This is a genomic window from candidate division TA06 bacterium (assembly GCA_016235665.1).
In the GTDB taxonomy this organism is placed as follows: Bacteria; Edwardsbacteria; AC1; order AC1; family EtOH8; genus UBA5202.
The window spans coordinates 60,739-86,323 of record JACRJI010000014.1 but is presented as its reverse complement, the minus strand read 5'-3'; the positions used below and the strand labels follow the sequence as shown (position 1 = coordinate 86,323).

Annotated in this window: 25 protein-coding genes; 12 read left to right on the top strand and 13 right to left on the bottom strand. The window is 55.7% G+C overall.

Annotated features, from left to right (window positions below; genetic code table 11):
• Positions 1-71: 71 nt before the first annotated feature.
• From HZA73_09285 to HZA73_09250, 8 genes are all read left to right on the top strand, one after another.
• Positions 72-251, top strand: coding sequence for a hypothetical protein (locus HZA73_09285; GenBank protein ID MBI5806226.1), 180 nt, complete (start codon positions 72-74; stop codon positions 249-251).
• Between the two features lie 133 nt (positions 252-384).
• The gene (locus HZA73_09280; GenBank protein ID MBI5806225.1) at positions 385-909 is read left to right on the top strand and encodes a lipocalin family protein; all 525 of its coding nucleotides are present in this window, start codon (positions 385-387) and stop codon (positions 907-909) included.
• 306 nt (positions 910-1,215) lie between these two features.
• Entirely contained in the window at positions 1,216-1,620 is a 405-nt protein-coding gene (locus HZA73_09275; protein ID MBI5806224.1) for an SLBB domain-containing protein, read from the top strand.
• A gap of 6 nt (positions 1,621-1,626) precedes the next feature.
• Entirely contained in the window at positions 1,627-3,855 is a 2,229-nt protein-coding gene (locus tag HZA73_09270; GenBank protein ID MBI5806223.1) for a polysaccharide biosynthesis tyrosine autokinase, read from the top strand.
• An 87-nt stretch (positions 3,856-3,942) separates the two neighbouring features.
• The gene (locus tag HZA73_09265; protein MBI5806222.1) at positions 3,943-5,628 is read left to right on the top strand and encodes a carboxypeptidase regulatory-like domain-containing protein; all 1,686 of its coding nucleotides are present in this window, start codon (positions 3,943-3,945) and stop codon (positions 5,626-5,628) included.
• A 120-nt stretch (positions 5,629-5,748) separates the two neighbouring features.
• Positions 5,749-7,488: a PEGA domain-containing protein gene (locus HZA73_09260; GenBank protein MBI5806221.1), complete on the top strand. Its 1,740-nt coding sequence runs from the start codon at positions 5,749-5,751 to the stop codon at positions 7,486-7,488.
• Positions 7,489-7,495: 7 nt separating this feature from the next.
• Entirely contained in the window at positions 7,496-7,969 is a 474-nt protein-coding gene (locus HZA73_09255) for an SLBB domain-containing protein (GenBank protein MBI5806220.1), read from the top strand.
• Positions 7,970-8,063: 94 nt separating this feature from the next.
• On the top strand, positions 8,064-10,310 hold the full coding sequence (locus HZA73_09250; protein MBI5806219.1) for a polysaccharide biosynthesis tyrosine autokinase: 2,247 nt from the start codon (positions 8,064-8,066) through the stop codon (positions 10,308-10,310).
• A 91-nt stretch (positions 10,311-10,401) separates the two neighbouring features.
• On the opposite strand, the gene HZA73_09245 is transcribed toward HZA73_09250, so the two are convergent.
• The gene (locus tag HZA73_09245) at positions 10,402-11,571 is read right to left on the bottom strand and encodes a saccharopine dehydrogenase NADP-binding domain-containing protein (GenBank protein MBI5806218.1); all 1,170 of its coding nucleotides are present in this window, start codon (positions 11,569-11,571) and stop codon (positions 10,402-10,404) included.
• Between the two features lie 91 nt (positions 11,572-11,662).
• Between HZA73_09245 and HZA73_09240 the strand changes: the two genes are divergently transcribed.
• The 4 genes from HZA73_09240 to HZA73_09225 are packed head-to-tail and all read left to right on the top strand — an operon-like array spanning position 11,663 to position 14,105.
• On the top strand, positions 11,663-12,052 hold the full coding sequence (locus tag HZA73_09240) for a DUF1232 domain-containing protein (GenBank protein MBI5806217.1): 390 nt from the start codon (positions 11,663-11,665) through the stop codon (positions 12,050-12,052).
• Positions 12,052-12,543, top strand: a complete 492-nt coding sequence (locus HZA73_09235; GenBank protein ID MBI5806216.1) for a cupin domain-containing protein — start codon at positions 12,052-12,054, stop codon at positions 12,541-12,543. The genes HZA73_09240 and HZA73_09235 overlap by 1 nt, the downstream gene beginning before the upstream one ends.
• Positions 12,540-13,298, top strand: coding sequence for a L,D-transpeptidase family protein (locus HZA73_09230; GenBank protein ID MBI5806215.1), 759 nt, complete (start codon positions 12,540-12,542; stop codon positions 13,296-13,298). The genes HZA73_09235 and HZA73_09230 overlap by 4 nt, the downstream gene beginning before the upstream one ends.
• A 6-nt stretch (positions 13,299-13,304) precedes the next feature.
• The gene (locus HZA73_09225; protein MBI5806214.1) at positions 13,305-14,105 is read left to right on the top strand and encodes a 4Fe-4S binding protein; all 801 of its coding nucleotides are present in this window, start codon (positions 13,305-13,307) and stop codon (positions 14,103-14,105) included.
• 59 nt (positions 14,106-14,164) lie between these two features.
• Here the strand turns inward: HZA73_09225 and HZA73_09220 are convergent, their stop codons facing one another.
• The 12 genes from HZA73_09220 to HZA73_09165 form a co-directional block, all read right to left on the bottom strand.
• Positions 14,165-14,791, bottom strand: coding sequence for a CHAP domain-containing protein (locus HZA73_09220; protein ID MBI5806213.1), 627 nt, complete (start codon positions 14,789-14,791; stop codon positions 14,165-14,167).
• Entirely contained in the window at positions 14,788-15,717 is a 930-nt protein-coding gene (locus tag HZA73_09215) for a nitroreductase family protein (GenBank protein ID MBI5806212.1), read from the bottom strand. Before HZA73_09215 ends, HZA73_09220 begins: the two co-directional genes overlap by 4 nt.
• A complete protein-coding gene (locus tag HZA73_09210; protein ID MBI5806211.1) occupies positions 15,701-17,110 on the bottom strand; it encodes a tetratricopeptide repeat protein in 1,410 nt (469 codons plus the stop codon). Before HZA73_09210 ends, HZA73_09215 begins: the two co-directional genes overlap by 17 nt.
• Positions 17,111-17,146: 36 nt before the next feature.
• Positions 17,147-17,575: an aminoacyl-tRNA hydrolase gene (gene arfB / locus HZA73_09205; GenBank protein MBI5806210.1), complete on the bottom strand. Its 429-nt coding sequence runs from the start codon at positions 17,573-17,575 to the stop codon at positions 17,147-17,149.
• 192 nt (positions 17,576-17,767) lie between these two features.
• Positions 17,768-19,336, bottom strand: a complete 1,569-nt coding sequence (locus HZA73_09200; protein ID MBI5806209.1) for a sodium-dependent transporter — start codon at positions 19,334-19,336, stop codon at positions 17,768-17,770.
• A gap of 104 nt (positions 19,337-19,440) precedes the next feature.
• Positions 19,441-20,646, bottom strand: a complete 1,206-nt coding sequence (locus HZA73_09195; GenBank protein ID MBI5806208.1) for a PLP-dependent aminotransferase family protein — start codon at positions 20,644-20,646, stop codon at positions 19,441-19,443.
• Positions 20,647-20,745: 99 nt separating this feature from the next.
• Entirely contained in the window at positions 20,746-21,159 is a 414-nt protein-coding gene (locus HZA73_09190; protein ID MBI5806207.1) for a PIN domain nuclease, read from the bottom strand.
• Positions 21,149-21,352 (bottom strand): type II toxin-antitoxin system VapB family antitoxin, encoded by a 204-nt coding sequence (locus tag HZA73_09185; protein MBI5806206.1) that lies wholly within the window; start codon positions 21,350-21,352, stop codon positions 21,149-21,151. The genes HZA73_09190 and HZA73_09185 overlap by 11 nt, the downstream gene beginning before the upstream one ends.
• A gap of 80 nt (positions 21,353-21,432) precedes the next feature.
• A complete protein-coding gene (locus tag HZA73_09180; protein ID MBI5806205.1) occupies positions 21,433-22,368 on the bottom strand; it encodes a bifunctional riboflavin kinase/FAD synthetase in 936 nt (311 codons plus the stop codon).
• A complete protein-coding gene (gene truB / locus HZA73_09175) occupies positions 22,362-23,240 on the bottom strand; it encodes a tRNA pseudouridine(55) synthase TruB (protein MBI5806204.1) in 879 nt (292 codons plus the stop codon). The genes HZA73_09180 and truB overlap by 7 nt, the downstream gene beginning before the upstream one ends.
• Positions 23,237-25,108, bottom strand: coding sequence for a 1-deoxy-D-xylulose-5-phosphate synthase (locus tag HZA73_09170; protein MBI5806203.1), 1,872 nt, complete (start codon positions 25,106-25,108; stop codon positions 23,237-23,239). The genes truB and HZA73_09170 overlap by 4 nt, the downstream gene beginning before the upstream one ends.
• A 3-nt stretch (positions 25,109-25,111) precedes the next feature.
• The gene (locus HZA73_09165) at positions 25,112-25,564 is read right to left on the bottom strand and encodes a divergent PAP2 family protein (GenBank protein ID MBI5806202.1); all 453 of its coding nucleotides are present in this window, start codon (positions 25,562-25,564) and stop codon (positions 25,112-25,114) included.
• Between the last annotated feature and the right edge of the window lie 21 nt (positions 25,565-25,585).

The following is a 25,585-nucleotide window of genomic DNA, read 5'->3' as shown; positions in this document are numbered from 1 at the left end:
AAAGGCCCCATTACATCAATCCCGGACAGGAATAAAGATCCAAAAAAAAACGGGGAATTGCTGTCATGGATATGAAAGGCATACGGAATTGCGACGTATTCATTATCCTCTCCATGCCGGTGGATGGCCGGGCCAAATACGTTGAGCTGGGGGCGGCCATCTCGTCTTTTCTGGAAAAGGGACAACCTCTGATTTATGTGCTGGGGGAAAAAACAGATCAATCTGTCTTTTATTACCATCCGGCGGTATAACGGGTGCGCAGTTTAGAGGAAATTATAAAAGATATCAGTGATTGCGGACCTTCCGCCCAACGTAAATCTTCGCCGACTCGCAGTAAACACCAATAAAAAATTGTCAACCATTAGGAGATAGGAAAGGAGTAAAATGTATCTCATACCTTTGCTTTTACTGCTTACGGCAGGGCAGGTTGTGGCTGAATTACCTCCTCTTCAGACCGTTCCCAAAGTTGACCTGAACCGCTACCTGGGAACCTGGTACGAGATCGCCACAATCCCCCAGCGTTTCCAGAAGGGCTGCACCGGTGTTACCGCCACTTACAGCCTGCGGCCGGACGGAAAGATAGACGTACTCAACCAATGCTACAAGGATTCCCTGAACGGCAAGTACAAATCGGTCCACGGCAAGGCCTGGGTGGTTGACAAAGAGACCAACGCCAAGCTTAAGGTTCAGTTCTTCTGGCCCTTCTCCGGTTCTTATTGGATAATAGAGTTAGACTCCGTTGGATACCAGTATGCCGTGGTGGGCCACCCAAACCGCAATTATCTGTGGATCCTCTGCCGGACCCCGAAGATGGATGAGGGCTTGTATGGGGATCTTTTGAGGCGGCTGCAGGAGGTCCATGGTTATGACCTCTCTAACCTTAAAAAGACTCCCCAAAAAACATACTGAATTTAGGATAAAATGGACCGGTAGTACCTTTGTCTCCAAGATTTTGCTTTAAAGCCTCCCCCTATTTTACGGAGAGGCTTTTTTATTTTAAAAAATATGTTTTAGTTGTTGACTTTGCCCTTGAAATGTGTTAATTTTATTTGGTTATAACCTGTTTGCCCGAAAAGGGTTTGCAACAATTCAACGCTACTATTAAGGAGACTTTGGGCGGTGAGATTTTTTACATTGAAATTTAAGGCGGCAATACTGATAGCTTGTTGGCTTTTCGGCGGAGCAAGTTTGGCCTTTGCCCAAGCCGGCGGTTATATGGAGAGAGCACAGGGCCCGGCCGGCACCTCCGGCGATATTTACGAGCGCGAGGTTTTGGTCGAGGTCCAGATCTGGGGCCAGGTAAGTAAACCCGGCCGGTACCGGGTTCCGGTTACCACTGATGTGGTGGGCCTGATTTCTTATGCCGGCGGCCCCACCGAAGATGCCGCCCTTTCCAGGGTTAAACTGGTCAGGGGAACTTTCGGTTCCGGACAAACCCAAAAAGTGAATATTTCCAAATATACCGGAAAAGCCGACCGGTCCCTGGTTCCTATGCTGGAACAGGGCGATGTGGTGATTGTGCCCTCCACCCTGTATCACAAAATGATTAGGGCGGCCACCTTTTTAAGTCAGGCGGCTGTAATAATCACTGCCTATCTGGTAGTGACTGGAGTGAGGTAGCATTAAATGAAAAACGAATTTACCCAGGGAAAACTAACTTCAACAGAATCATCACAGCCCGGCCTTCAGGACCTGATACGGGTAATTATGCGCCGCCGCTGGATAGTGCTGGGGGCCTTCCTTCCGGTGTTGGTTTCCTCAATCATATTTTCGGCTAGACAGCCAAATATCTACGAAGCCAACATCAGCCTTTTGGTCCAGCGGGACAATAAGCCCATTTTGGGTATGATGATGGAGACAGAACAAAGCCGCAACATGATCAATAACCAGGTGGAGATCATCCGCAGCCGCAGCCTGGCCGGAGAAGCCGCCATGATACTGAAAGCCAGGCCCGATGCCAGGGAGTTGGGTTTCATTGCCGATACCCTGCTGACCGAAACCATCATGTTTTCCACCGCCGTGCTTTCTTCCCGCACATCAGACGTTATCACAGTCGTGGCCAGCAGCAACGGCCCGACCCAGGCGGCGGCCATTGCCAATACAGTAGGACAGGCCTTCATCTCCCGGAACTTAAGTTATAGCCGGGGCGAGTTCACGGAGATCCGCCGCTTTTTGGAAGTACAGCTTCCGGTAATTGAAAAAAGACTCTTTTCCGAAGAAAACCAATTGCGATTGTTTAAGCAAACCAACCAAGTGATTTCGCTTTCCGAAGAATCAAAATTCCTGATCGACAAACTGACCGGCTTTGAATCCCAGTATAACCTGACCCGGGTAGAGCGGGAATCGGCCGAAAAGCGGCTGATCTACCTGCAGGACCAATTGGACTTCCAGAAAAAGAACATGCTGGAGAACGTTTCCCAGGTCTCTTCGCCATTGGCCTCCGGTCTGCGCCAGGATCTCCTGACCCTCCAGACCCAGATGGCTACCATGACCTCCCAGGGTTTTCCGGGGGATCATCCCAAGATGAAGGAACTGGGCAAGAAAATTGAAAACACCAAATCCCGGCTGAAGGAGGAGATATCCAAGATAGTGGCCCAGGATAACGGCGGAATTGATCCGATCTTATTTTCCGAGGACCTGGTAGTAAAGATCCTGGACCTTCAGGTGGAGATAGAGACATACAAAGCCAAAGAATTGGCTCAACAGAGGGTGGTGAATGATTATCTGGAAAAACTGAAAGCCATCCCGCCCAAGGAGGTGGAGCTGGCCCGCCTGACCCGTCAGTTTGAGCTGGACGACAACATCTACAAGATGCTGATGGAAAAATACGAGGAGGTCAGGATCTCCGAGGCCGGCAAACTGGGCAACGTCAAAATAATCGATCCGGCCGAGATCCCCAAGGAGCCGGTAGGCCCGCGGCGGAAACTCAACATAATATTCGGCGGATTCCTGGGCCTGGCTTTGGGCATAGGGCTGGTTCTGCTGATGGAATATATGGACACCTCGCTTAAGAATATTCATGATATCGAGCAGTTCTTGGGGCTGCCGGTGCTGGGACTGATCCCTGCCATTGATCAGGAGGATGTGGCCAGCCAGGCTGAAAACGGCAAGATACCCAACGGGGCCAATGCCATTGCCGAACGGTTGATCAGTCACCACCTGCCCAAGTCGCCCATTTCGGAAGCTTACCGGATACTGCGCACCAACCTGCAGTTTCTAAACCCCGACGCCCCGATGAAGACCATCCTGGTGACATCCGCCGGACCATCGGAGGGAAAGACCACTACCGCTTCCAATATGGCCATTACCATGGCTCAGGTGGGATCCCGCACTTTGATCGTGGATGCCGACCTCCGGCGTCCCATGGTCAACGGGGTTTTCGGCATTCCCCAGGAGCCGGGACTGACCGAGCTTTTGGTGAAAGGAGGCGACCTGCAGAAGGCCATGGTCTCCACCGACATTGAAAATCTTTTCATTCTGCCGGCCGGCACCATTCCTCCTAATCCTTCCGAGCTGCTGAGTTCGCAGAAGATGAAACATTTGATCCAGGAAATGAAGAAGTGCTGCGATCTGGTTATCCTTGACTGTCCGCCGGTGATCACCGTTACCGATGCCGCAGTGCTGGCAGCCGAAGCCGACTGTGTGGTGCTGGTAATACAATCTGGCAAGACCGACCGTGAGGCCGCCCGGCGGGCCAAGAGTCTTTTAACCAATGTCAAAGCCAAGATCGCCGGTACGGTGCTGAACAATATCAGCTCCGACTTATTGGCCGGGTACAGTTATTACTATCACTACTACTACGAGGACGGCCACCGCAAAAAAGGGGAAAAAGGCAAACGTAAGAATAAAAAATAGAACCCTGACTTGATCAATGATTCCCGCAGGCAACAGTAGCAGTAATTAAACTCAATCCCCCTGAAATGTGGGAGGGGAGGTTTTTTAATGAAAATAAAATTATTTCTATCCTTGTCACTGGGGATAGCGGCTTCAGTTGTCACGGCCACCCAGTTCCCATTGGTGGGGGGGCCTGGCTTGGTTCACCTTCAGTCGGCCAAGGCCGGACCGGGGTTTGGATACCGCAGCCTGGCCGCGGTATCCTCGTATTCCAACCAGACCTTCTACGGCCTGCAGGGAACGGATGACGCCTTTACAGACCTTTGGAATCACAATTCCATCAGCTACTCGCCGATGCCAGGGCTGTCGGTGATCGGCAACGGACTGGCCCACGCCGAACAATGGACGGTGAAAAGTCCGGCCTCAACCGCACAAACCATCGACAAATCGCTGGGCTGTCCCGGTGATGCCCTGTTGGCCCTGAAATACCAGTGGAGCCTGCAGAATGGCCGGTGGGATCTGGGGCTGATGCCCATGGTCACGATACCAATGAGCCGCACCAAATATCAGGATTCCCCGTCGCAAAGCGGCAAGCTGGATTTCGGGGGAAAGATATTGTCGGATATCAACTTTTCCGACCTGGCGGTCTTGGTGAACACCGGGTTCCTGACCCGGGGCGGCCAGCGTCCCCAGCTACCATTGGGACTGGGATTGGAGTATGGTTTCAGCCCGAACTTCTCGGGATTTTTGGAAGTTTCGGCCGAACTACGGATGGGCGCCCAAAAAGATTCTTTGAGCACTGACCAGATCCTGCGGGGTCGCGGAGCCGACCGGAATGAGGCCCGGGTCACCCCGGGACTGCGCTTTGCCCCGGTCTCTTACCTGGGACTGAACCTGGCCTGCGACATCGGGCTAAGCCGGGCCACGGCCCCCTGGCAGGCTGTCATCGGGGTCGATTTCCCGGCGGCGGCTGGCAGGTCGCTGGTTGCTCCGCTGTGGGGGGCGGTGGCCGGCATCATCAAGGATAACTCTTCCGGAGCCGCCATCAAGGGGATCATCTCCTTCCCCGGCCAGGATATCCCGGCCGTCATCAGCGACGCCAAAGGAAACTACCGTCTTAAACTAAAACCCGGCCGCTACAAGATCCAGGTCAAAGCTGACGGATACCGCACAATTACCAGGGAGATGGAAGTGAAAGCCGGACAGGACGCCGGCTGGGCGCTGGACCTTAATAAAAAGCTGGGGCAGCTGACACTAAAGGTTACCGACGCTACCGGTCAAAGACCAATGAAAGCTTCTCTGACATTTGGAACCGACGGCCAACAAATCTTCAGCACCGACCCGGTCTCGGGCCAGTATCTGGCAAAACTTGTTCCCGGAAATTATTCTTTGACGGTGGGCGCTCCCGGTTATGTCTCCCAAAATCTTGCCCTGGCTATCAAGGACAAGGAAGACCTGCAGCAGATCGTTTCCCTGCAGCCGCTGGTTCAGGCAGCGGTTCCGCCCAAGCCGGTAACGCCTTCAGTGACTTCCGCCCAAATCAAACCAAAGCCCGTCACGGCAAAACCACCGTTGGCGGCTCCGACGGTCAAACCTGCAACCCCGGCCACCCCCAAGATGTCGGCCGAGGAAGTGACCGCGCTTTACAAAAAAGGGGTCCAGCAATTCATGAACGAGGAATATGCACCGGCTGAGAAAACCTTCAAGCAGGTGCTGGCGGCAGACCCCGGACACACCAAGGCCAAGGACTATCTGGGCAAGACCCGGGACCGCCTGAAGAAATCAAAGGGATAGATCTTTTTTCCTAAAAAATCTACAACCGTAAACGGGACCAGACTGATAATGGTTTCCGGAGACGGCTGGAATTACAGGGCAGCATTATAATTAAGGTACCTCAAACTATAGGGGTGACACATGAAAAGGCAGTTCACTTTACTGGGTCTGTTATTAGTGGGAGCCTCTCTGGCCGGGGCCGCCCGCTACCCTGTCTTTGGCGGACCGGGGCTGATCCATTTGCAGTCGGCCAAGACCGGGATCGGTTACGGCGGGCGCAGCCTGGCGGCCCTGACCTCATATTCCGGACAGAACTACTACGGACAGTCGGGAAACCAGGACGCCCTGCTTGATGCCTGGAGCTTTAACACCCTGTATTTTGTACCGGTAAAGAACCTGGCCCTGATGGCGGCCGGAGTGGGCCATGCCGAGCAATGGACAGTGGCGGTACTGGACAGCGCCTCTGACGACAAGAGCCTGGGCTGTCCCGGCGATGCGGTGCTGTCGGCAAAGTACTGCCTGCCTTTGATGGACGGAAAATTGGACCTGGGTTTCATGCCAACCCTGTCGGTGCCGATGAATAAGGAAAAATACCAGGACGGCCCGTCCCAGACCGGTAAGCTTGATTTTGGCGCAAAATTATTGACCGATATCAACCTGGGACAGACCATGGTCTTCATCAATGCGGGCTTTCTGACCCGGGGCGAGGAGCGGCCCCAGGTTCCTTTCGGGGCCGGGGCTGAATATTCATTCCAGAAGAACCTTTCAGCTTTTCTGGAAGCCTCTGGCGAATACCGGCTGGGAGCCCAAAAAGACTCAGTGCCCGATGATTTGGTCTTGCGGGGCCGGGGAGCCGACCGGACCGAATTAAGAATAACACCCGGCCTCAGGTATTCCCCCTTGCCGTTTTTAGGGCTCAACCTGGCATGCGACATCGGGCTGACCAGGGCCTCCGCTCCCTGGCAGCTGATCCTGGGATTTGACTTCCCCGCTGCCGCCGGCAAGGCTATTTCCGGAACCATCGGCGGCGCAGTGGCCGGCCTGATCAAGGACCGCGAGACCGGCGTCCCCATGAAGGGCATGATCACCTTCCCCGGCTCCGACCTTCCGGGTCTGGTCAGCAACGAAGCCGGCGATTATCAGGCCAAGCTGCCTCCCGGGGAATACAAGGTCCACATCTACGCCAACGGCTACCGCTGGCTGGAGCGCAAGATCAATGTCAAGGAAGGCAAGGTGGAGAAATGGGACCTGACCCTGAAGCGGAAGACAGCGGGCTTTAAGGGCAAAGTGATTGACCGGGTCACTGGCCAGCCTTTACCGGCCACCGTTTCCTTCAACAGCAGCCGTGCCGGCGATGTCAGCGCCGATCCCGTAACCGGGCAGTTCGGCACCGTGGTTCCCCCGGGAAAATATAAAGTATCCGCCAGCCTGGAAGGATACCGGAGCTTTGAAGAGGAACTGACCCTTAAGGATAAATCGGAAATCGAGCGCCAGATAGCGCTGGAAAAAGAAATTGTGGCCGCGGCCCTGCCGCCCGCCCCTGCCTCGGGCAAAAAGACCAAGACCCCTTCGGCTCAGCCTCCGGCCCCGGTGGCTTATCAGCCGCCCGCTTCCGCTGCTCCGGCACCGCCGGCTGCGGAAAAGCCAAAAGCCGCTGCCGTTTCTGCTCCCAAGCCAACCCCGCCGGCGGTTGCCAAGCCAGCCAAGATGTCAGCAGAGGATGTGGCCGCTCTTTATAAAAAGGGAGTCCAGCAATTCATGAACGAGGAATACTCCGTGGCTGAGAAAACCTTCAAGCAGGTGCTGTCGGCCGATCCTGGACACGCCAAGGCCAAGGAATATCTGGGCAAGACCAAGGATCGCCTTAAAAAAGGAAAATAAGTCATTTATGAAAATATCACATCAGATATTAAGCCTGCTTTTTTCCTTTGCCTTCGCCGCCAGCAACGGGATATCCCAGCAGCAGCCGGACTTTAAAAAGGACAATTTTTACCTGGGGCAAAACCAACAGCTGGAAATCGAGATCCATGTCTGGGGCGAGGTCAACACTCCCGGGGTCTACCGGGTGCCGGACGGCTCCACGGTGCTGGATGTGATATCCAAGGCCGGCGGCCCCACTCAATACGCAGCGTTGGGGCGGGTCAAGATCTCCCACGCCTTGGGACAGATGCCCCGCACCGAAAAGATCAACCTGGACAAGTACCTGAACAAGGAACGGGCCGATTCTCTGATAGTGATGCGGCCCGGAGATGCCGTGATGGTGCCCCGCAACGCCCGCTTTTTCTGGAAGGACGCGATCTCTTTTGTGGCAGACATGGCGGTCATCGCCAACGTCTACTATCTCATTTCCCGGAACCGTTGAACCGTGGGCTTGTTCCGAATACTTACCGGGAAAACGCACCATAATAAGTTGACCTGGACAAAATATTTAACATCTTTGATGAAGGCCGAAACATTTGAACCAGGATGTAAAGACCCGGACCAGCGAGTCCAATATTTACGAACTGATAGACCTTTTATGGCGGCGCAGGTTGCTGATCATCACCTGCCTGCTGGGCGTGGTATTGCCAATCGCCCTGGCCAATTTTACCATGCCCCCGGTTTACGAGGCCCAGACCACCATCATTTTTGAACAGAGCCGGGAACCGCTGCCGTCCTTCGACATCTCAGAGGCCTTCTCCCGCAAGAGCTATATAGTGAACCAGATCGAAGAGATCAAGTCCCGCAGCCTGGCCGAGGAAGTGGTCCGGCTTTTGGACCCGGAATATTCCCTGCTGCTGTTGCGGGGACGGGACCGCAGCCTGAATCCCGATCGGCAAAACTACCGGCTGACCCACATCATCAAAAAAAGCATCACCGCCGAGCCCATCCGCGATTCAGACGTGATACTGGTTAAAGTGCAGGGCCCCACTCCGGATGCCGCCTCCAACATCGCCAATCTGGTGGCCGAGGTCATCAAGGAAAGGAGCGCATCGGTCAAGCGGGAACAGGCCTCCTCCACCCGTAAATTCATAGAGGCCCAGCTGCCCTCGGTGGAGGCCACCCTCAATACCGCCGAAGAGGCCATCAAAAACTTCAAGTCCCAGAATCAGGTGGTCTCGCTTTCCGATGAAGGCAAGGAGATCTTGTCCCGGGCCACCGAGGCCGACAAACAGATGATCGCGGCCTCCACCGAACGCCAGAGCATCGAAGGCCGGCTGACGGCCATCTACGATCAGCTTAAAGCTCAGGGCGCCTTGACAGAGAACAGCCTGCCCCTGAGCGCCGGCTCCATGGCAGACAGCCTGCGCAGCAATTTGGTTAACCTGCAGATGGAGATAATCAAACTGCAGGTTAAAGGCTATGCTCCCGAGCACCCCCAGATCATGAATCTCAATGCCCAGATAGCCAATGTCAAGGCCCGACTGCTGGAGGAACTACAGAAGATAACCCAGAAAAACCGGCTTTCGCCGATGCCCCAGATCCAGTCTTTGCTGGACCAGATCCCTCCGCTGGAGATCCAGCGGGCCACCATGTCAGCCAGGGAAACTGCCTTAAAGACCATCCTGTCCCAGTATGATTTTGGCCTGGCTAAGCTTCCCAACAAGGAACTGCAGCTGGCCCGGCTGCTGCGGGCCAAGGAGGTGGGTGAAAGCGTTTACCGTCTGCTGCTGGTGAAGCACGAGGAAGCCAAGATCACCGAGGCCGGCAAGATCGGGAATGTCCGGGTGATAGACCGGGCCCAGCCGCCCCAATTCCCCATCAAACCCCGCAAGATGCTGAACATAGCCATCGGCCTGGTGGTGGGATTGACCCTGGGAGTGGGACTGTCGTTCTTTTTGGATTCCCTGGACAACTCCGTGAAAACTGTGGAGGACATCGAGCATAACTTTGAACTGCCGGTGCTGGGATTGATCCCGGCCATTCATTCCGAGAACGGAAAAAGCAACCGCAAAAACGGAGGCGATGAGGTGGCCCGGATCTCGGCCACCCTGGTCACCAAATATACCCCGCGCTCCCATGTGTCGGAAGCTTACCGTTCATTAAGGACCAACATCCAGTTCTCCCGGATCGACGATCCCCTAAAGACCGTGGTCATCACATCGGCCGCTCCTTCGGAAGGAAAATCAACCTCGGCCGCCAACCTGGCCATCACCACCGCCCTGTCCGGCATCCGGACCCTGCTGGTTGACGCCGACCTTCGCCGGCCGGTGGTCCATTCACTTTTCGGATTGGAACGGGAACCGGGCTTAAGCAACCTGCTGGCCGAACGTCTGCCCTTGGATAAGGTGGTCAAACCCTCGGGGATCGAGAACCTTTCCATCCTGACCTGCGGAGCCATCCCGCCCAATCCCTCGGAACTGCTGGGTTCGCAGAGAATGCGCGACCTGATCAAGCTGCTGAGCCAGCAATTTGACCTAGTGTTGTTCGACAGCCCGCCGGTGATCACCGTCACCGACACCGCGGTGTTAAGCCCCCAGGTGGACGGGCTGGTACTGGTGGTCAAATCGCACGCCACCGACAAGCGGGCCCTGCTAAGGGCCAAGACCATCCTAAGCAACCTCAAGGCCAATATTTTGGGCGTGGTGCTGAATAAGATAGAACTCTCCGGACTGGCGGGCAGCTACGATTATTATTACCATTACAATTATTATTATGCCGATGACGGTTCCAAGAAGAAGCGGGACCGGCGGCATAAATGGTGGAATGTTTTGAAGGGTTAAGAGATATATGGTCAGTATATAAAAAAACCGGCGTACATATAAATACGCCGGTTTTTTGTTGCTCCTGGCTATGCTTATCAGCTTCTCATCTTCATATCTTCCTGATTGTTTCCCTGAACTGTATCCCCCGTTTCTTGAAATCCTTTATGAACTGCACCGGATCAATGGACCTCTCCAGCGGCACCGCGCCTTTGGGGGTCAGTCCCTGAACCAGATGATGGGCCACGATGGCCGCCGGGAACCCGGTGGTCCGCTCCATGGCGGTGAAGCCTGTCTTCTCGTCCTGGAAATCTATGATATCTATCTTGGCCTCCAACTTTTTGCCTTGATGTTTCCCGATGGCCGTTACCCTCAGCACTATCAGGTCCTTGTCCTTGGGGAAATCTATGGCCTTGGTGATCAGGGCATGGCTTAAGCGGCGGGGGATGACCTTCTGGCCCTTGACCTCCAGCGGGGCCTGGCCGAAGAACCCCAGCTCCAGCAGGGTCTTGATCTTCTGGTGGTGCCCCGGATAGCGCACCGTCTTGTAGTCGTATTCTTTGACTTTTCCGGCAAAGGTCCAGGGCGCGGTGGAAGTGCCGCCACTGGTGACGAAAGCCTCGCATCTGCCCACCGGCTTGGGGAACTCGATGGCTTCCAGCCCGTCGAAGGTCGGGACTTTGGCCACTTTGCCGTTCCTGACTATGTAGGCGTCGCCAAAATATTCGTTGATCAGGCCTTCCACCGAGAACACCAGTTTGTAGTTCAGCGGACCCTTGGGTTTTTGGGGCAGGCCCCCGCAGCGCATGTGGATCTCATCCACCTTGTCCAGTTTGTTGATGAAGTAGGCGGCCAGGGTGTTGCCCATGCCCGGCATCAGCCCGGTGTCCGGTACGATGGTGATGCCCCTGGCCTTGGCCTGCTTGTGGAGCGACAGTTCCTTCAGCACCACATCGGTGTTGCCGCCCAGGTCGCAGAAATTGGCCCCGGCCTCCACCGCGGCCTTGGCCACTCCGTAATTGTAATGATATGGCACGGCGCTGACCACGCAATCGGCCCCGGCGAACAGTTTTTTAAGCGCTGCCGGGTTTCCGGCATCGGCTTTGAACGCCCTGGAGATCCCCGGCTTCACCAGCTTGTTGACCCTGGCTGCACCGGTCTGGGCCAGTTTCAGTTCGTAGTCGGCCAATATGACCGGCCCGGCCTGGCAGAATTTTGCCAGGTCATAGGCTATGGCCACGCCTTGGCGGCCAGCCCCCAAAACTATGTATTTGTATTTCATGTTTCGATTATAACCCAAGGGCCGTGATTTGTCAAAAATTATTTTTGTTTTGGTTGCATATTTCGCCCCGGCCATATATAATTGATGGGCGATGCTCAAAGTTTTGAAACAAAAGGCCGAAGACCTCAAGAAAGAGACCTACGCCCTGTATCTGGCCTACCGCGACCCGAGGGTCCCATGGTACGCCAAGGTGGCGGCGGCGGCCACAGTGGCCTACGCCGTCAGCCCCATCGACCTGATTCCGGATTTCATCCCGGTGCTGGGCTATCTTGACGACCTGGTGCTGGTGCCCTTGGGGATCGCCCTTGCGATCAGGCTCATCCCGGCGGAGATAATGGCGGAATGCCGGCAGAGGGCCCGTCAGAAATTGGACGGTACTGGTTCGCTGGGCCGCAAGGCCGCCACCGTGGTGGTGCTGGTCTGGCTGTTAAGCCTGGCTTTGTTGGTATGGCTGGTAATTAAAGCAATGGGGAAGTACTGATGCTGACAGTCCAAAGGATAATGAAGCTTCTAAAGCTCAAACCCCTGCCCCAGGAAGGCGGGCTTTACCGCGAGACCTACCGTTCTGCCTTGAAAGTGGTCCGCGGACCAGGGGCCAAACGCAGCGTAGGAACCTCAATTTACTATTTGATAACGCCGGATAGATATTCGTCCATGCACCTGGTTTGCTCCGACGAGATCTTTCACTTTTATCTCGGGGATCCGGTGGAGATGCTGCTGCTCTATCCCGGTGGCAGGTCCAGGAAAGTGATCCTGGGGCCGGATATTGAAAAAGGCCAGCATCCTCAGTTCCTGGTTCCCAAGAATGTCTGGCAGGGTTCGCGTTTGCTGAACGGCGGAAGGCTCGCCCTGCTGGGCACCACTGTTTTTCCGGGATTTGATTTCGCCGATTACCAGCAGGGTAGCAGGAAAGAACTATTGAAGCTCTACCCAAAATGCAAACAAGCAATAACTGCATTGACTGTAAAATGAAGACCTCTTTTCTTTTAACCCTTTCGCTGGCCTTGTTGACTGCAACGGCTTCAGCCCAGACCGGTTTTAAGAGCGATCAGTTGCGGAACCCCAGGGTGCGGCAGGCTTATGTCCAAAAGGAACCGGGAGTAAAAGCACTGTTCAAAGCCCATGAACTTACTTATCCCCCAAAGGAGATCTTGATCAGGATATTCAAACAGGAAGGTTTGCTGGAGCTCTGGGCCGCTGACTCTGCCGGGAAGGCCATGGTTCAGGTGAAAGAATACTCCGTCTGCGCTTCTTCCGGGGATCCCGGACCCAAGAGAAAGAGGGGCGACGGCCAGGTGCCGGAGGGTTTTTACTCAATAAACCATTTCAATCCCGCCAGCAACTTTCACCTTTCCCTGGGACTTGATTACCCCAACCGTTCCGATCAACTTCTGGGCGACCGGGACGACCCCGGCAGCGCTATATATATCCACGGCGACTGCGTGACCATCGGCTGCATCCCCATCACCGACGAGGGGATCAAGGAGCTGTACCTGATCGCGCTGGAAGCCAGGAACAATGGACAGGAAAAGATCCCGGTCCACATTTTTCCCTGCCGGATGGAGGGGCCAAGCTATCAGAAGCTGCTGGAGGAACACCGGGAAGACCCGGTTCTCTTGAGATTCTGGAACAACATGAAACAGGGTTATGATTTCTTTGGAACCAACAAAACCGTTCCCCTGATAATGGTGGACCGCAAGGGGAGCTATTTCTTCAACCAACCGTAATACGCCATGTTCAAGAACCTGAGCATCCCCGTTAAAAGGCTGTATCTTCAGATAGCCGCCGTCATCGTCACCAACAGCTATTTCCTGGCGCCCTATCTGAAATACCTGCCCTGCCCCTCGCTCAACTGCTATGCCTGCCCGGCGGCCAGTTTCGCCTGTCCCATCGGGACCCTTCAACATTTCGTGATCATCGGGGTGTTCCCATTCTTCCTGCTGGGGATCCTGTTCCTGGCGGGCGGACTGGCGGGAAGATGGGCCTGCGGCTATCTGTGCCCCTTTGGCCTGTTCCAGGACCTGCTGGCAAAAATAAGAAAAGCCAAGTTTTCCATGCCATCATGGCTTGGCTGGGGCCGCTATGTGTCCCTGGTCGGAGTGGCCATAATAATTCCGGCTATCACCAAGGAGCCATGGTTCAGCAAGCTCTGCCCGGCCGGCACGCTGGAGGCCGGGATACCGATAGTGGGCTGGGCCTTCTTCAAGACCAAGGCGCTGGGGCAGTATTCCACGATATTGGGCATGACCGGCTGGCTGTTCTGGGTCAAGATAGGACTTTTGGCGGGAACAGTTGCAGCCGCCATTTACATAAAGAGACCGTTCTGCAGATTCATCTGTCCGCTGGGTGCCATCTTCGGGCTGTTCAACCGGGTATCCCTGCTGCAGATAGCCGTGGACAAGGATAAGACCAGCGACAAGGCCGACTGCCGAAAACTCTGCCCGGTGGACATTGACATCAGAAAGGACCCGGTCTCGGCCAAGTGCATCCGGTGCATGCAGTGCACCAAGTGCCCGGGGGTGTCGCAGAAATAACATTGTGAAACAAGAAAACCCGAAGGATACAATCCTTCGGGTTTTTTGTTTACGGTTGCTTATTGAGAGGTATACCTGAACACATCCCCGAACATAAAATACAGCGCACCGGCCAGATCATCCCTGCTCTGCCTCCCCCCGCTTCTCCGCAGGTAATCGTTGATTATCTCCCCCCGGTCATTCTTGTAGTCATAGGGATACCGCAGGTTCATCTTGATCCGGCCCACCCGGCCCGAACCGTAGTGCAGAATGACCACCGTACCGTCCTCCTGCACCTCCTCCACCAAACCCACATGGGTGATCTTGTCGTAGCTATTCTCCAAAGTGTTCTTGAAAAACACCGCGTCGGCCGGACGGGGCGGCATATCAACGTATGACAAGTTCTTGTCCCTTAAGGTAAGGTACAGGGACTCCGAGAGCTGGCGGCCCTGGCGGACGAAATTGTATTTTATCTTGCGGCCCATCACGGCATAAACCCCGTTGACATATCCCGAGCAGTCATTCTTGAACCTTCCGTCCAGCTCGCTCAGCCGCTTTACGCCGATAAGGCTCTTGGCATAATTGACCAACGCCAGCCGGGCCGGCGTCTCATCGCCGGCCGGCTCCTTTCTCTGGACATAGACCGGGGAGCAGGATACCGCCAGCGCTGCGGCGAAGAGTACCAGACCATGACGCCAGTATCTCATGCTTTCTTCCCGTAAGGAACATATTTTTTGAACCAGTGGAACCCGAACTTCTCCATCATTTTCAGATACCCGTCATTGCCTTCCGGCATATAGTCTGCGCTGTAGTGCAGGCCGAAGTAGCGCTGGGCCGGGTTGATGTATCCCTGTTTTTGGATCCTGACCAGGGCCCTTTTGGCCAGGGCCGGGCCGCCGGTCTTGCGGCAGACCCTCTCCATGTCCTTGAGCCTTTCCGGGGTAAGGGAAACCTTCATCCCGGGATATTTTTCGTCATAAGCCTTGACCAGCTCCCGGTCGCTTAAGTCCCGGTATCTTTCGGAATGGACCATGACCTTGACCGGGAGTTTTTTGCGGGGCACAGGTTTTGCCTTGGGATATCCCAGGCAAAGCAGCACCACCGGAAAGACCCCTTTGGGAAGATTGAACATTTTTTTAAGAGCGGGAAAGAATTCCAGTACCGTTCCGATGTAGCAGCAGCCCAGGCTCAAAGCGTCGGCTGCGGTGCAGATGTTCTGGGCGCTGATGATGGTGTCCTGGAACGAGATCCAGAAATGACGGAAGGAGCTGGCGGCGGTGAATGGCGCATCAGACAGTTTTGACCAGCGCTCCAGCCTTCGCCAGTCGATGCAGAAAAGCAGGTTGACCGGAGCCTGGCCCACAAAGGGCTGTCCGCAGAGCTTGGCCAGTTTGGCGTTGGTGGCCCGGTTCTCTATCCTGACAATGGAATACGGCTGCAGGTTTCCGCCGGTGGGGGCGCGGATCCCGGCCTCGAGCACCTGCTCCAGGACACTGGCCGGAACCTTCTTGTCCGTAAAGATACGGCAGCTTCCCCGTTCCAGCAGCAGCCGGATGGTGGGGTTGGTAGTCCGGGACTTAACCGCCTGTTTGACCCCGTGATGCGAAGGCATGGTTTTAAGTTTGTCTGCCATCTTTTATCCTCTCCAGTTCCGTTTTCATCCGCTTATAATCATGATCGAAGGTCTGGTCGTAAAGTTCCTGCAGCAACTTTATGGCCCGGGTTTTTTGTCCTTCATCCCCCGTGATGCCGCAGAGTTCGTAGCAAACCAGCGCTTCCAGCATGTTTCCGGGTTGTTTGCCGAGGATCTCCAAAAGCATCTTTTCGGCCCGGGGCAGGTCGTTCCCGGCCGTTATTTTTATTTCCAGTATCTCCGTTTTGGCCAAGATATCATCGTTATTATTTTTCTGGGCCGAAAGTCTCGCCTTTTCCAGATGATCCAGGGCCCCGATCTTGTCCCCGGCCTTGAAACATACTTCGGCCAGCTGGAGATAATTTGAGTCCAGCTCCCTGTCAAACCCGGCCTCCAGATCTATTTCCACCGCTTTCTGAAAATATTCCCGGGACCTCCCGTACTCCCCGGTCTTGGCGTATACCGTTCCCAGCCCGCAGCATCCCCCCTCCCGGCCCTCGGGATCTCCGGCCTCTTCGGAGATCTTAAGCTGCCTTTCAAAATATTCCAGCGCCGTCTGATACTGCTCCTGCTCGGTATGCACTATGCCCAGGTTTCCGCAGGACTGGCTGATACCGGTTTTGTAATCCAGTTTTTGGGAGATCTCCAGTTTGGTCCGGTAACAGTCCACGGCCTCTTTGTACTTCCCCTGGCGGTAGTAGATGTTGCCCATATTGCCCACTGCTATGCTTTGGTTGGCGGGGTCTCCCAGCCGCCGGGCCAGGTCCAGCTGTTTCTTGTAATATTCATGGGACCTGTCCAGCCGGTCCTGGAAAAAATAGACGTTGCCCATGGTCCCGTAGGTGATGCTCAGGAACAAACTGTCATTCTCCCGCAAAGAGGCCTCGGCGCACTGTTCCAGGCATGCCAGGGCCTGGTCGAACCGGCCCCGGCTGATATGAACCTGGCTGAGGTTGCCCAGCCCGCTGATCAGATGCTTGCTGTCCCCGTATAGTCTGCTCCTGGCTATCAGATCATTGAAACATTCCTCGGCTTTCTGATGCCTCCCCTGGGCGGCATGCACCAGCCCGATGTTGTTGATGGTCTGGCTGATCCCGGACGGGTCACCCAGCTCGGTATAAATGGCCAGGGCTTCGTTCAGCGAGACCAGGGGATCATGGACATTTCCCATGTACCGCATTATCCGGAACAGTTTTATCTGGGAGTCGGCCGTCTGGCTTTTGGCACCGGCTAGTTTGGCGAATTCCAGGTTCTTCCGGAATAGTTCTTCCGCCTGCTGCCATTCGCCCGACAGCTCCAGCACATCAGCCTTGCTGAGACAGACCGAATAGGCATAGCACTGCCCGCCGGCTTCCAGCCACAGTTTGTTAATATGATACCGGGGTTTGGGCATCTGTTCCTTAAAACGTTTCCAAAAAGACCGGGCCGTTCAGTCGCCTGAGTTCCCAACTATTTTCCGCATTAACTTGGTTTGTCCTTTTTTCTTTTTATCATCCACCCTTTTGGCCCTGGAAGCATGGGTGGGCTTGGTCTTCCGGCGGAGCTTGGGCCGTATGGCCGCCAGCCTGATCATCTCCACCAACCTCTGCCTGGCCTCCAAGCGGTTGGCCTCCCGGGTCCGGTGGTTGCGGGCGTCGATCACCAGATAACCGTCCAGGTTGATCCGGTTCCGGTAAAGTAAAAGCAACCTCTGCTTAACCTCCGTCGGCAGTGAAAGGCTGCCGGCCGCATTGAACCTCAGCTTGACCGCGGTGGCCACCTTGTTGACGTTCTGCCCGCCCGGCCCCGATGCCCGGATGAACTCCTCGGAGAGCTCGTCCTCGGATATCGCTATGTTCTGGTTGACTGTCAGCGCCATTTGACAAGATGTTCAATAATTGTTTTTCGTCTTTCAGCGAGTTGCTCCACCGGATAGATACGGGATGATATTATTTCCCTTTAAGCACCAGGACAAAACTGTAAACTGTCAAGAATATTATCAGGCCCCAGGAAAAGGCCATGAACAGGACACCCCATGCGTTCATTTTATGCTCCCTCCTTTATTGACTATTCAAACATTCCCGGCTGTATGTACTTTGCTCCTGCGCTTCCAGGCCCAGGCCACCAGAACTATGATCACCGACCACAAACCGAACACCAGCCCCCGGGCGGCCCACTGGTACGGCTGGTCGGCCGGGGCCACCCCCTTCATCGCGATGAACGGCCAGAACTGCTGATAGGACCACACTCCCAAAAGGATCAACAGGTAGGCCGGGGTCACGTATTTGATGATGGGTTTGTAGATCGCGGGGATCCTCATCTGGGCGCCCTGATGCATCTCCTTCCAACCTTTTTCTATCCCGAATACCCAGGAGAACAGAATGGTCTCGATGGTGGCAAACACCACCAGGAACAGGGTGCCGCCCCAGAAGTCCAGTTCGTCCACGAAGCCGTGTCCCAGAAAGAAGATGGCGGGCAGGCAGGCCGCCAATGAGACGGCCCCCAGCACTAGTACCGATTTATTCCTCTTCCACTTCAGTTCGTCCTCCAGAAAGGAGATGGCCGGCTGGATCAGCGAGACCGAGGAGGTGATGCCGGCGATGAACAGCAGCAGGAACCACAGGCCGGAGAAGATAAAGCCCAGGGGAATTTTCCCGAAGATCATGGGCATGGTCACGAATCCCAGGTTAAAGGTTCCGCTTTGGGCGGCGGTCAGGGCCCCCGACGCCCCGCCCAGGAATATGAAGGCCGCCGGGATCACTATGGAGCCTCCCAGGATCACCTCGCAGAACTCGTTGGTGGCCGAAGCGGTCAACCCCGAGAGCACCACGTCGTCGTTCTTTTTAAGATAGCTGGCATAGGTCAGGATCACCCCGATCCCCACCGACAGGGTGAAGAATATCTGGCCGGCGGCTTCTATCCAGACTTTGGCATTGGAGAGCTGGGAGAAATCCGGGTTCCAGACAAATCCCAGGGCGTTCTTGACAGACAGTTCAGGCATCGCCGGGTCGGGGGTTCCCAAGGATAGCACCCGGGCGGCCAGCAGGATCCCTATCCCTATCAGCACCGGCATCCCGTATTTGGAAAGTTTTTCTATCCCACCCTGAATGCCCTGGTAGATGAAGTAGAAGTTAAGCAGGAAGGTCAGGACAAAGAATACCAGGGCCGGGGCCAGCGAGGTGAAGTACTGGTTTTGGGCCAGACCCTGAAACCCAGACAAGAATGCCTTCATCTCGGTCTGCCCGGACCCGAACGGCAGGTGCCCGGTGAAAGAATACCAGGCGTAGGCCAGTGTCCAGGATTCGATGTACATGTAATAGATCAGGATGACGAACGGCCCCAGCACACCGATGGTCCCTAGGTATTTGGCCCAGCGTCCTGTTCTGTCCAGCTTGTCGAACATGCCGGGCGCGGTTCCGTGGCCGCGTTCCCCGCCCATCCGGCCCAGGGTCCACTCCACCCACATCAGGGGAATTCCCAAAAGCAGAAAGGCGACGAAATAGGGGACCATAAAGGCCCCGCCGCCGTTGAGCACCGCCTTGGCCGGGAAACGTAAGAAGTTTCCCAGCCCCACCGCGCTTCCGGCCACGGCCAGAATGACCCCCAGTTTGGATCCCCACTGTTCGCGTTTCTCTGACATACTTTCTCCTCTTTAAACGCTTCGGGTGAATATTGAGTTTGGGAGAAGGAATACAGAACAACCTGTCAATATTCCGTCTTCAATATTCTATATTCCGGTTCAGGTCACATATTCTTCTTGATCATAGTGGCCAACCTCAGTATCCCCTCCTCGATCTGCGCCTCGGTGGGATAGGAAAAATTTATCCGCATAGCGTTCTGGCCCTTGCCGTCGCAATGGAAGGCGCTGCCCACCACGTAGGCCACCTTCTCCTCGATGGCCTTAGGGAAAAGTTCGTTGGCGCTCAGGTTCTTTGGAAGTTTGATCCACAGGAACAGCCCGCCCTCGGGCTTGGTCCACTTAACTCCTTTGGGCATGTGCTTCTTCAGGGCTTTTAACATCACCTGGCGCTTCTGGCCGTAAACCAGTTTGATCCGCTCGATCTGGGGCTGCAACAGGCCTTGCTTCATGTATTCGGCGGTGATCAGCTGGTTGAAGGAAGGGCTGCATAGGTCCATGCTCTGCTTGGCCACTATCATCCGGTCCATCCACTCGGCCGGGGCGGTGATCCAGGCCAAACGCAGTCCGGGACAGAAGATCTTGGAGAAGGTTCCCAGCACTATCACCTGGTTCTGGGTGTCCAGGCTGTAGATCGGCGGCACCGGCTCCCCGGTAAAGCGCAGATCGCGGTAGGGGCTGTCCTCCACGACAGGCACTTCGTACTTGTAAGCCAGCTCCAATAGTTTCTTCCGCCGCTCCAGGCTCATGGTGATCCCGGATGGATTCTGAAAATCGGGCACCACGTAAATGAACTTCGGCTTTTTGTTCTTCTTGGCCATAGCGGCCAGCACTTTTTCCAGCTTGTCCATCCGCATTCCCTGGTCATCCTGGGGTACGCCCACCATCTTGGCCCGGTAGGCGGTGAAAGCCTGCAGCCCGCCCACATAGCTGGGGAGCTCCACGATCACGGTGTCGCCGGGATCCAGAAACACCTTGGACACGATGTCCAGTCCCTGCTGGGAACCGGAGGTGATGAAGATGTTCTCCGGTTTGATGCCCGGCTTTTCCTGGGACATCCACTTGGCCAGCTCCTCGCGCAGGGGAGCCTCTCCCTCGGTGGTGCCGTACTGCAGGGCCAGGGCTCCTTTTTCCCGCAGCAGCCGGCAGGAGATCTCCTCTATCTCCTGAACCGGGAAAGTGTCGGGGGCCGGCAGTCCGCCGGCAAAACTGATGATGCCGGGCTGGCGGGTGAACTTCAAGAGCTCGCGGATCTCGGAACGCTTCATGTTCAGGGCGTTCTTGGAATAGAAGGCCGATAGATCTTTGATCATGGGTGGTGACTCCCGATATTTTATATTGATTGATTGGTTTATCGTGTTAGCGCCGTTCTCAGAACTAATCTTTTTCAAAAGTTCCGGACAATTACGAATTTATATCTTAATGCTTTTCTGCTCCAGTCCAGTCTCTTTGGCCATCAGCTCAAAATGCCGGTCAGCGTGCAACAGCAGGCAGCGGTGCTTTATGGCCAGACGGGCAATGATCAGGTCGGTCGTTGGTATCTTGAGGCCGGCCCTTATCAGGCGATAGCCCAATTGGGCAACCATCTTCCATTCCTCCTCCGGGAACGGCAGATAATGCAAGGAGCCCAGTTCGCTGGAGAGATCTCGATACTCTCCTTCGTTTCGGGCTCCCTGTAAAAGTTCTGCCATGATCATTCCGGCGGTGGCAGCCCGGTCATGCTCCAGCAGCTCCCCCACCAATGCTTGAGCCTGCGGCGAACCCTTGGGCCTCAAGGCCAGGATCCAGGCCGAACTGTCTATCAGGACCAATCCGCTACCGGGCATTTCTGGAGGCCTCCAGCTTGCTCAGGGTTAGGTTCAATCCGGTCCGTCCCAGGCGCTGCTTAAGGCTGATCATCCTTTTCTGACGCACCAGTTCCTCCAGGGAAAGGTTTAACACCTGCCGCTTGGTCTTGGCGCCGGTCAGACGGAAAGCTTCCTTTAACAGATGCTCGTCCAATTCAACCAATGTTTTCATATATACCTCCTATATATATAAATATATGCCATTTATATATATAAGTCAAGTAAAAATTTGTTATGAGGAGTGCGCCCTGTTTAACGGCCGAACGGATATTTCTTTATCTTCGCCTGATCCCCGGCAATGGCCCGCTTCAGTTCCCCCAGGCTTCCGTACTTTTTGCTGGGCCGGATGAATTTGTGAACTTCCAGGATCAGCTCACGACCGTAGAGGTCTCCCGGGTTCCCGAAAGCATTGAACTCTATTGCCTTGGTGCTTCTGCCGCCAAAGGTCGGTCGGCTTCCTATGTACAGCATCCCTTCATAGCTTTTCTTCTCTACCAAAGCCCTGGCGGCATAGACCCCGTCCCCGGGGATGAGTTTCAGCCTATCGCTGACTTTTAGGTTGGCGGTGGGATAACCCAGTTTTCTTCCCATTCCCCTCCCCTTCACTACCCGGCCCCTGACCAGGTAGGGGTGGCCCAGCAATTTTACCGCCTGGTTGAAAAAGCCGTCTTTGATCTGCTTCCTGATCAGGGTGCTGCCGATCTTTTTTTGCCGTGACTGGCAAGCGGGGATCCCCTCCACCTTAAACCCGTATTTCTGCCCCAGCTTCTCCAGCAGCAAGATATCTCCCCGGCGGCCGGCCCCGAACCCGCAGTCCTGTCCGCAAATGACTGTGGCGGCTCCCAGCTTTTGAACCAATATTATTTTTACGAACTGTTCCGGATCCATGGAGGCTATGTTTTTAGAGAACCTGATCACGGCCAGTACATCTACCCCCATCCGGGAAAGCAGTTGTTTCTTTTCGTTTCCAGTGGTCAATATGAACGGTTGGTTCGTACGGCGGAGCACCTTCTGGGGGTGGGGCTCAAATGTTAGGACCACGCTTTGGTGCCCGGCCGCTTCGGCCCTGGTGATCAGTTTTTTTATCAGAACCTGGTGGCCCCGGTGCAGTCCGTCAAAAACCCCCAGTGTCACCACCGCACCGGGATGCTCCCGGCCGAAATTATTAAGGCGGGTGATGGTCAGCATTGCGGCGCCAATACCGTCTGCGGTTTGAAGATATTGTCCTGGATCTGGCCCAGGGCCAGTATTTGGTCCTGATAGCGGGCCTTGATCTGTCCGGCATTGGGGTGGGAACATTCCACCGGGTTGCCATGGCGTATCTTTTGTACCTGGTCTTGGGAAAGTTCCAAGGCATCCAGAAAGTACAGGGCCTGGTCTATGGAGATAGCCGCGGACGCAAATTCCGCTCTGCTGGCGTTTCCGGGCACGGCCCGGTCGATGGTGAATTCTCCCACTGCCGTTCTGACCAGTTTGGATAGGGCCGCCCCGCAGCCCAGGAGACAGCCCAGATCATAGGCCAGCGAGCGGATGTAGGTTCCCTTGGAACATTTTACCGAAATGGTGATCTCCGGCAGGTTGATCCCTTCCAGTTTGATCCGCTGGATCTCCACCCGGCGGGGAACCAGCTCCACGGCTATTCCCTGTCGGGCCGCCTTGTACAACGGCTGGCCGTCCTTTTTGATGGCCGAGAAGGCCGGCGGGACCTGCATGATATGACCCTGAAAATTACTAAGCGCTTTCTCTATCTCAGCCCGGCTGAGGACGGGAACGTCTGAAGTGGAAAGTACCTGTCCGCTCAGATCGTAGGTGTCTGTGGTTATCCCCAGTTTGATGACGGCCAGGTATTCCTTGTCCAACCCTTCAAAGAACTTGGCGGCCCTGGTGGCCTGGCCGGTCAGTACTATCAGAATGCCGGAGGCATCGGGATCAAGGGTTCCGGCGTGCCCGGCCTTCTTGATGCCCAAAAGCCGCCTGAGGCTGGCTACCTGGGCAAAGGAGGTAGGTCCCGGCGGCTTGTTGACGATGTAAACTGCATCTTCCTGCAGCGCGCTGCTCATGGCCGGTCCTTAAAATATTTTTCTGCCGAAGCCGCGATGCCCGAAGCACTCAGGCCGTTCTTCTCCAACAGCAGGGGCCGCGGACCCGCCTCCACAAAGCTGTCGGGCAGGCCCAGCCGTTGAATACCGGTTTTCAGTTGATGCCGGTTGGCCAGTTCCAGCACCGACGAGCCAAAGCCGCCGGCCAGAACATTTTCTTCGATGGTCATCACCTTATTATGTCTGGCCAGTACGCTGCGGATGGCTTCCTCGTCCAGGGGACTGGCGAATCTGGCGTTCCAGACCTCCAGCTCCAGTCCTTTGGCAGACAGCAATTCTGCAGCCTGAAGCCCCAGGGTGGCCCCGATGCCCAGCCCCAATATGGCCCCGTCCTTTCCCTCCCTTAAGTTTTCGGCCCGCCCCAAAGGCAGTTCCTGCGGGGGTCTTAAAACAACCCCGAAACCGCTGCCCCGGGGATAGCGGATGGCCGAAGGGCCCTGATGTTTGATGGCGGTCATCAGCATGTCCTTCAGCTCCTGCTCATCCTTGGGGGCCATCAATAGCAGGTTGGGGATGCAGCGCAGATAGGAGATGTCGAAAGGCCCGTGATGGGTGGGGCCGTCCTCGCCCACCAGCCCGGCCCGGTCTATGGCCAGCACTACCTGCAGTTTCTGGAGCGCGATGTCGTGGATGATCTGGTCATAGCCCCGCTGCAAAAAGGTGGAGTAGATGGCCACCACCGGCCGTAAGCCCCGGGCGGCCAGTCCGGCGGCAAAGGTCAGGGCGTGCTGTTCGGCAATGCCCACATCATAGAACCTTTCCGGAATGGCATCCCGGAAGATGTCCAGGCCGGTGCCCTCGGGCATGGCCGCGGTGATGGCCACGATCCGGGGATTCTTTAAACCCAGTTCACTTAGGGTCTGACCGAAGACCTCGGTGTAGGAGGGAATGTCCGACTGGGTGCGGGAGTTGCCGGTCTCGGGATCGAAGGCCCCCACCCCGTGGAATTTTTCGGCATTGCTTTCGGCCGGGGCATACCCCTTGCCCTTGGTGGTCAGCACATGGAGCATGGTGGGGCCGGGCAGGTCTTTGATCCGGGACAGTATCTTGATCAGGGCCTCCAGATCATGGCCGTCCACCGGCCCTTCGTAATGGTAGCCCAGCTCCTCGAAGGTCAGGCCCGGCACGATCAGGTTCTTGAATCCCTGGCGCAAACGGCGGAACATCACCCTGGTCGGCTGGCCGAAGTTATTGGGCAGTTTGCCCAAAAGGTCCCAAACATTTTTTTCGAAATTGGTATAGGCCGGAGCGGTGGTGATCCGGGTCAGGTACTGGCCCAGGGCGCCAACCCGTTTGGAGATGGCCATCCGGTTGTCGTTCAAGACCACCAGCATGTTCTTCTTCAGCTGGCCGGCGTGGTTCAGGCCCTCGAAGGCCAGGCCTCCGGTCAGCGAACCGTCGCCGATAATGGCCGCCACTCTGAATTTTTCCCCGGCCAGGTCCCGGGCGCAGGCCATCCCCAGGGCCGCCGAGATGGAGGTGGAGGCATGCCCGGTGTCGAAGCAGTCATAGCAGCTTTCAGCCCGCTTGGGAAAGCCGCTTAGGCCCTGATAGGTACGGACCGTGCAGAATTCCTTTTTTCTTCCGGTCAATATCTTGTGGGCATAGGTCTGGTGGCCCACGTCCCAGATCAGCTTGTCCTCCGGAGCGTCAAAGACATAATGCAGGGCTATGGTCAGCTCCACCGTTCCCAGGCTGGGCGCCAGGTGCCCGCCGTTCTTGGAGACCACGCTTATAATGTGCTGGCGCACCTCGACCGCCAGCTGCTGCAGCTGCGGCAGTTTTAGTTTTTTCAGGTCGTCCGGATTATTTATGCTGTCCAGGATCATGCGTCATCCTATAAAGTAATGAAATGTCAGCCCCCAGAATATGCCCAGAACGCATCCGGCCAGGACTTCGATCGGGGTGTGGCCCAGCAGTTCTTTGATCTGCAGGCCCTGAGCTTTTTTCTTGAGGGTCCTGGTTTCCAGTATCCGGTTTAAGGCCATGGCCTGACGGCCTACCGCCCGCCGCACTCCGGCCGCATCGTACATCACCACGAAGGCCACGTAGGCTGATATTGCGAACAGCCAGCTGTCAAACCCGGCGCTTAACCCTATCATGGTGGCCAGGGTGGCCGAGGAAGCGGCGTGGGAGCTGGGCATGCCGCCGGGCTCCATGGTCCGGCGCCAATTAAGGCGTCCCTCCCAGATGACCGAGGCGAAGGCCTTCAGGATCTGGGTGGACAGTCCGCTGGCGGCCACGGCCCATAACAATTTGTTATTTATGATCTCCCAGAATGGCATATATTAGTGAACTGGAAGTTG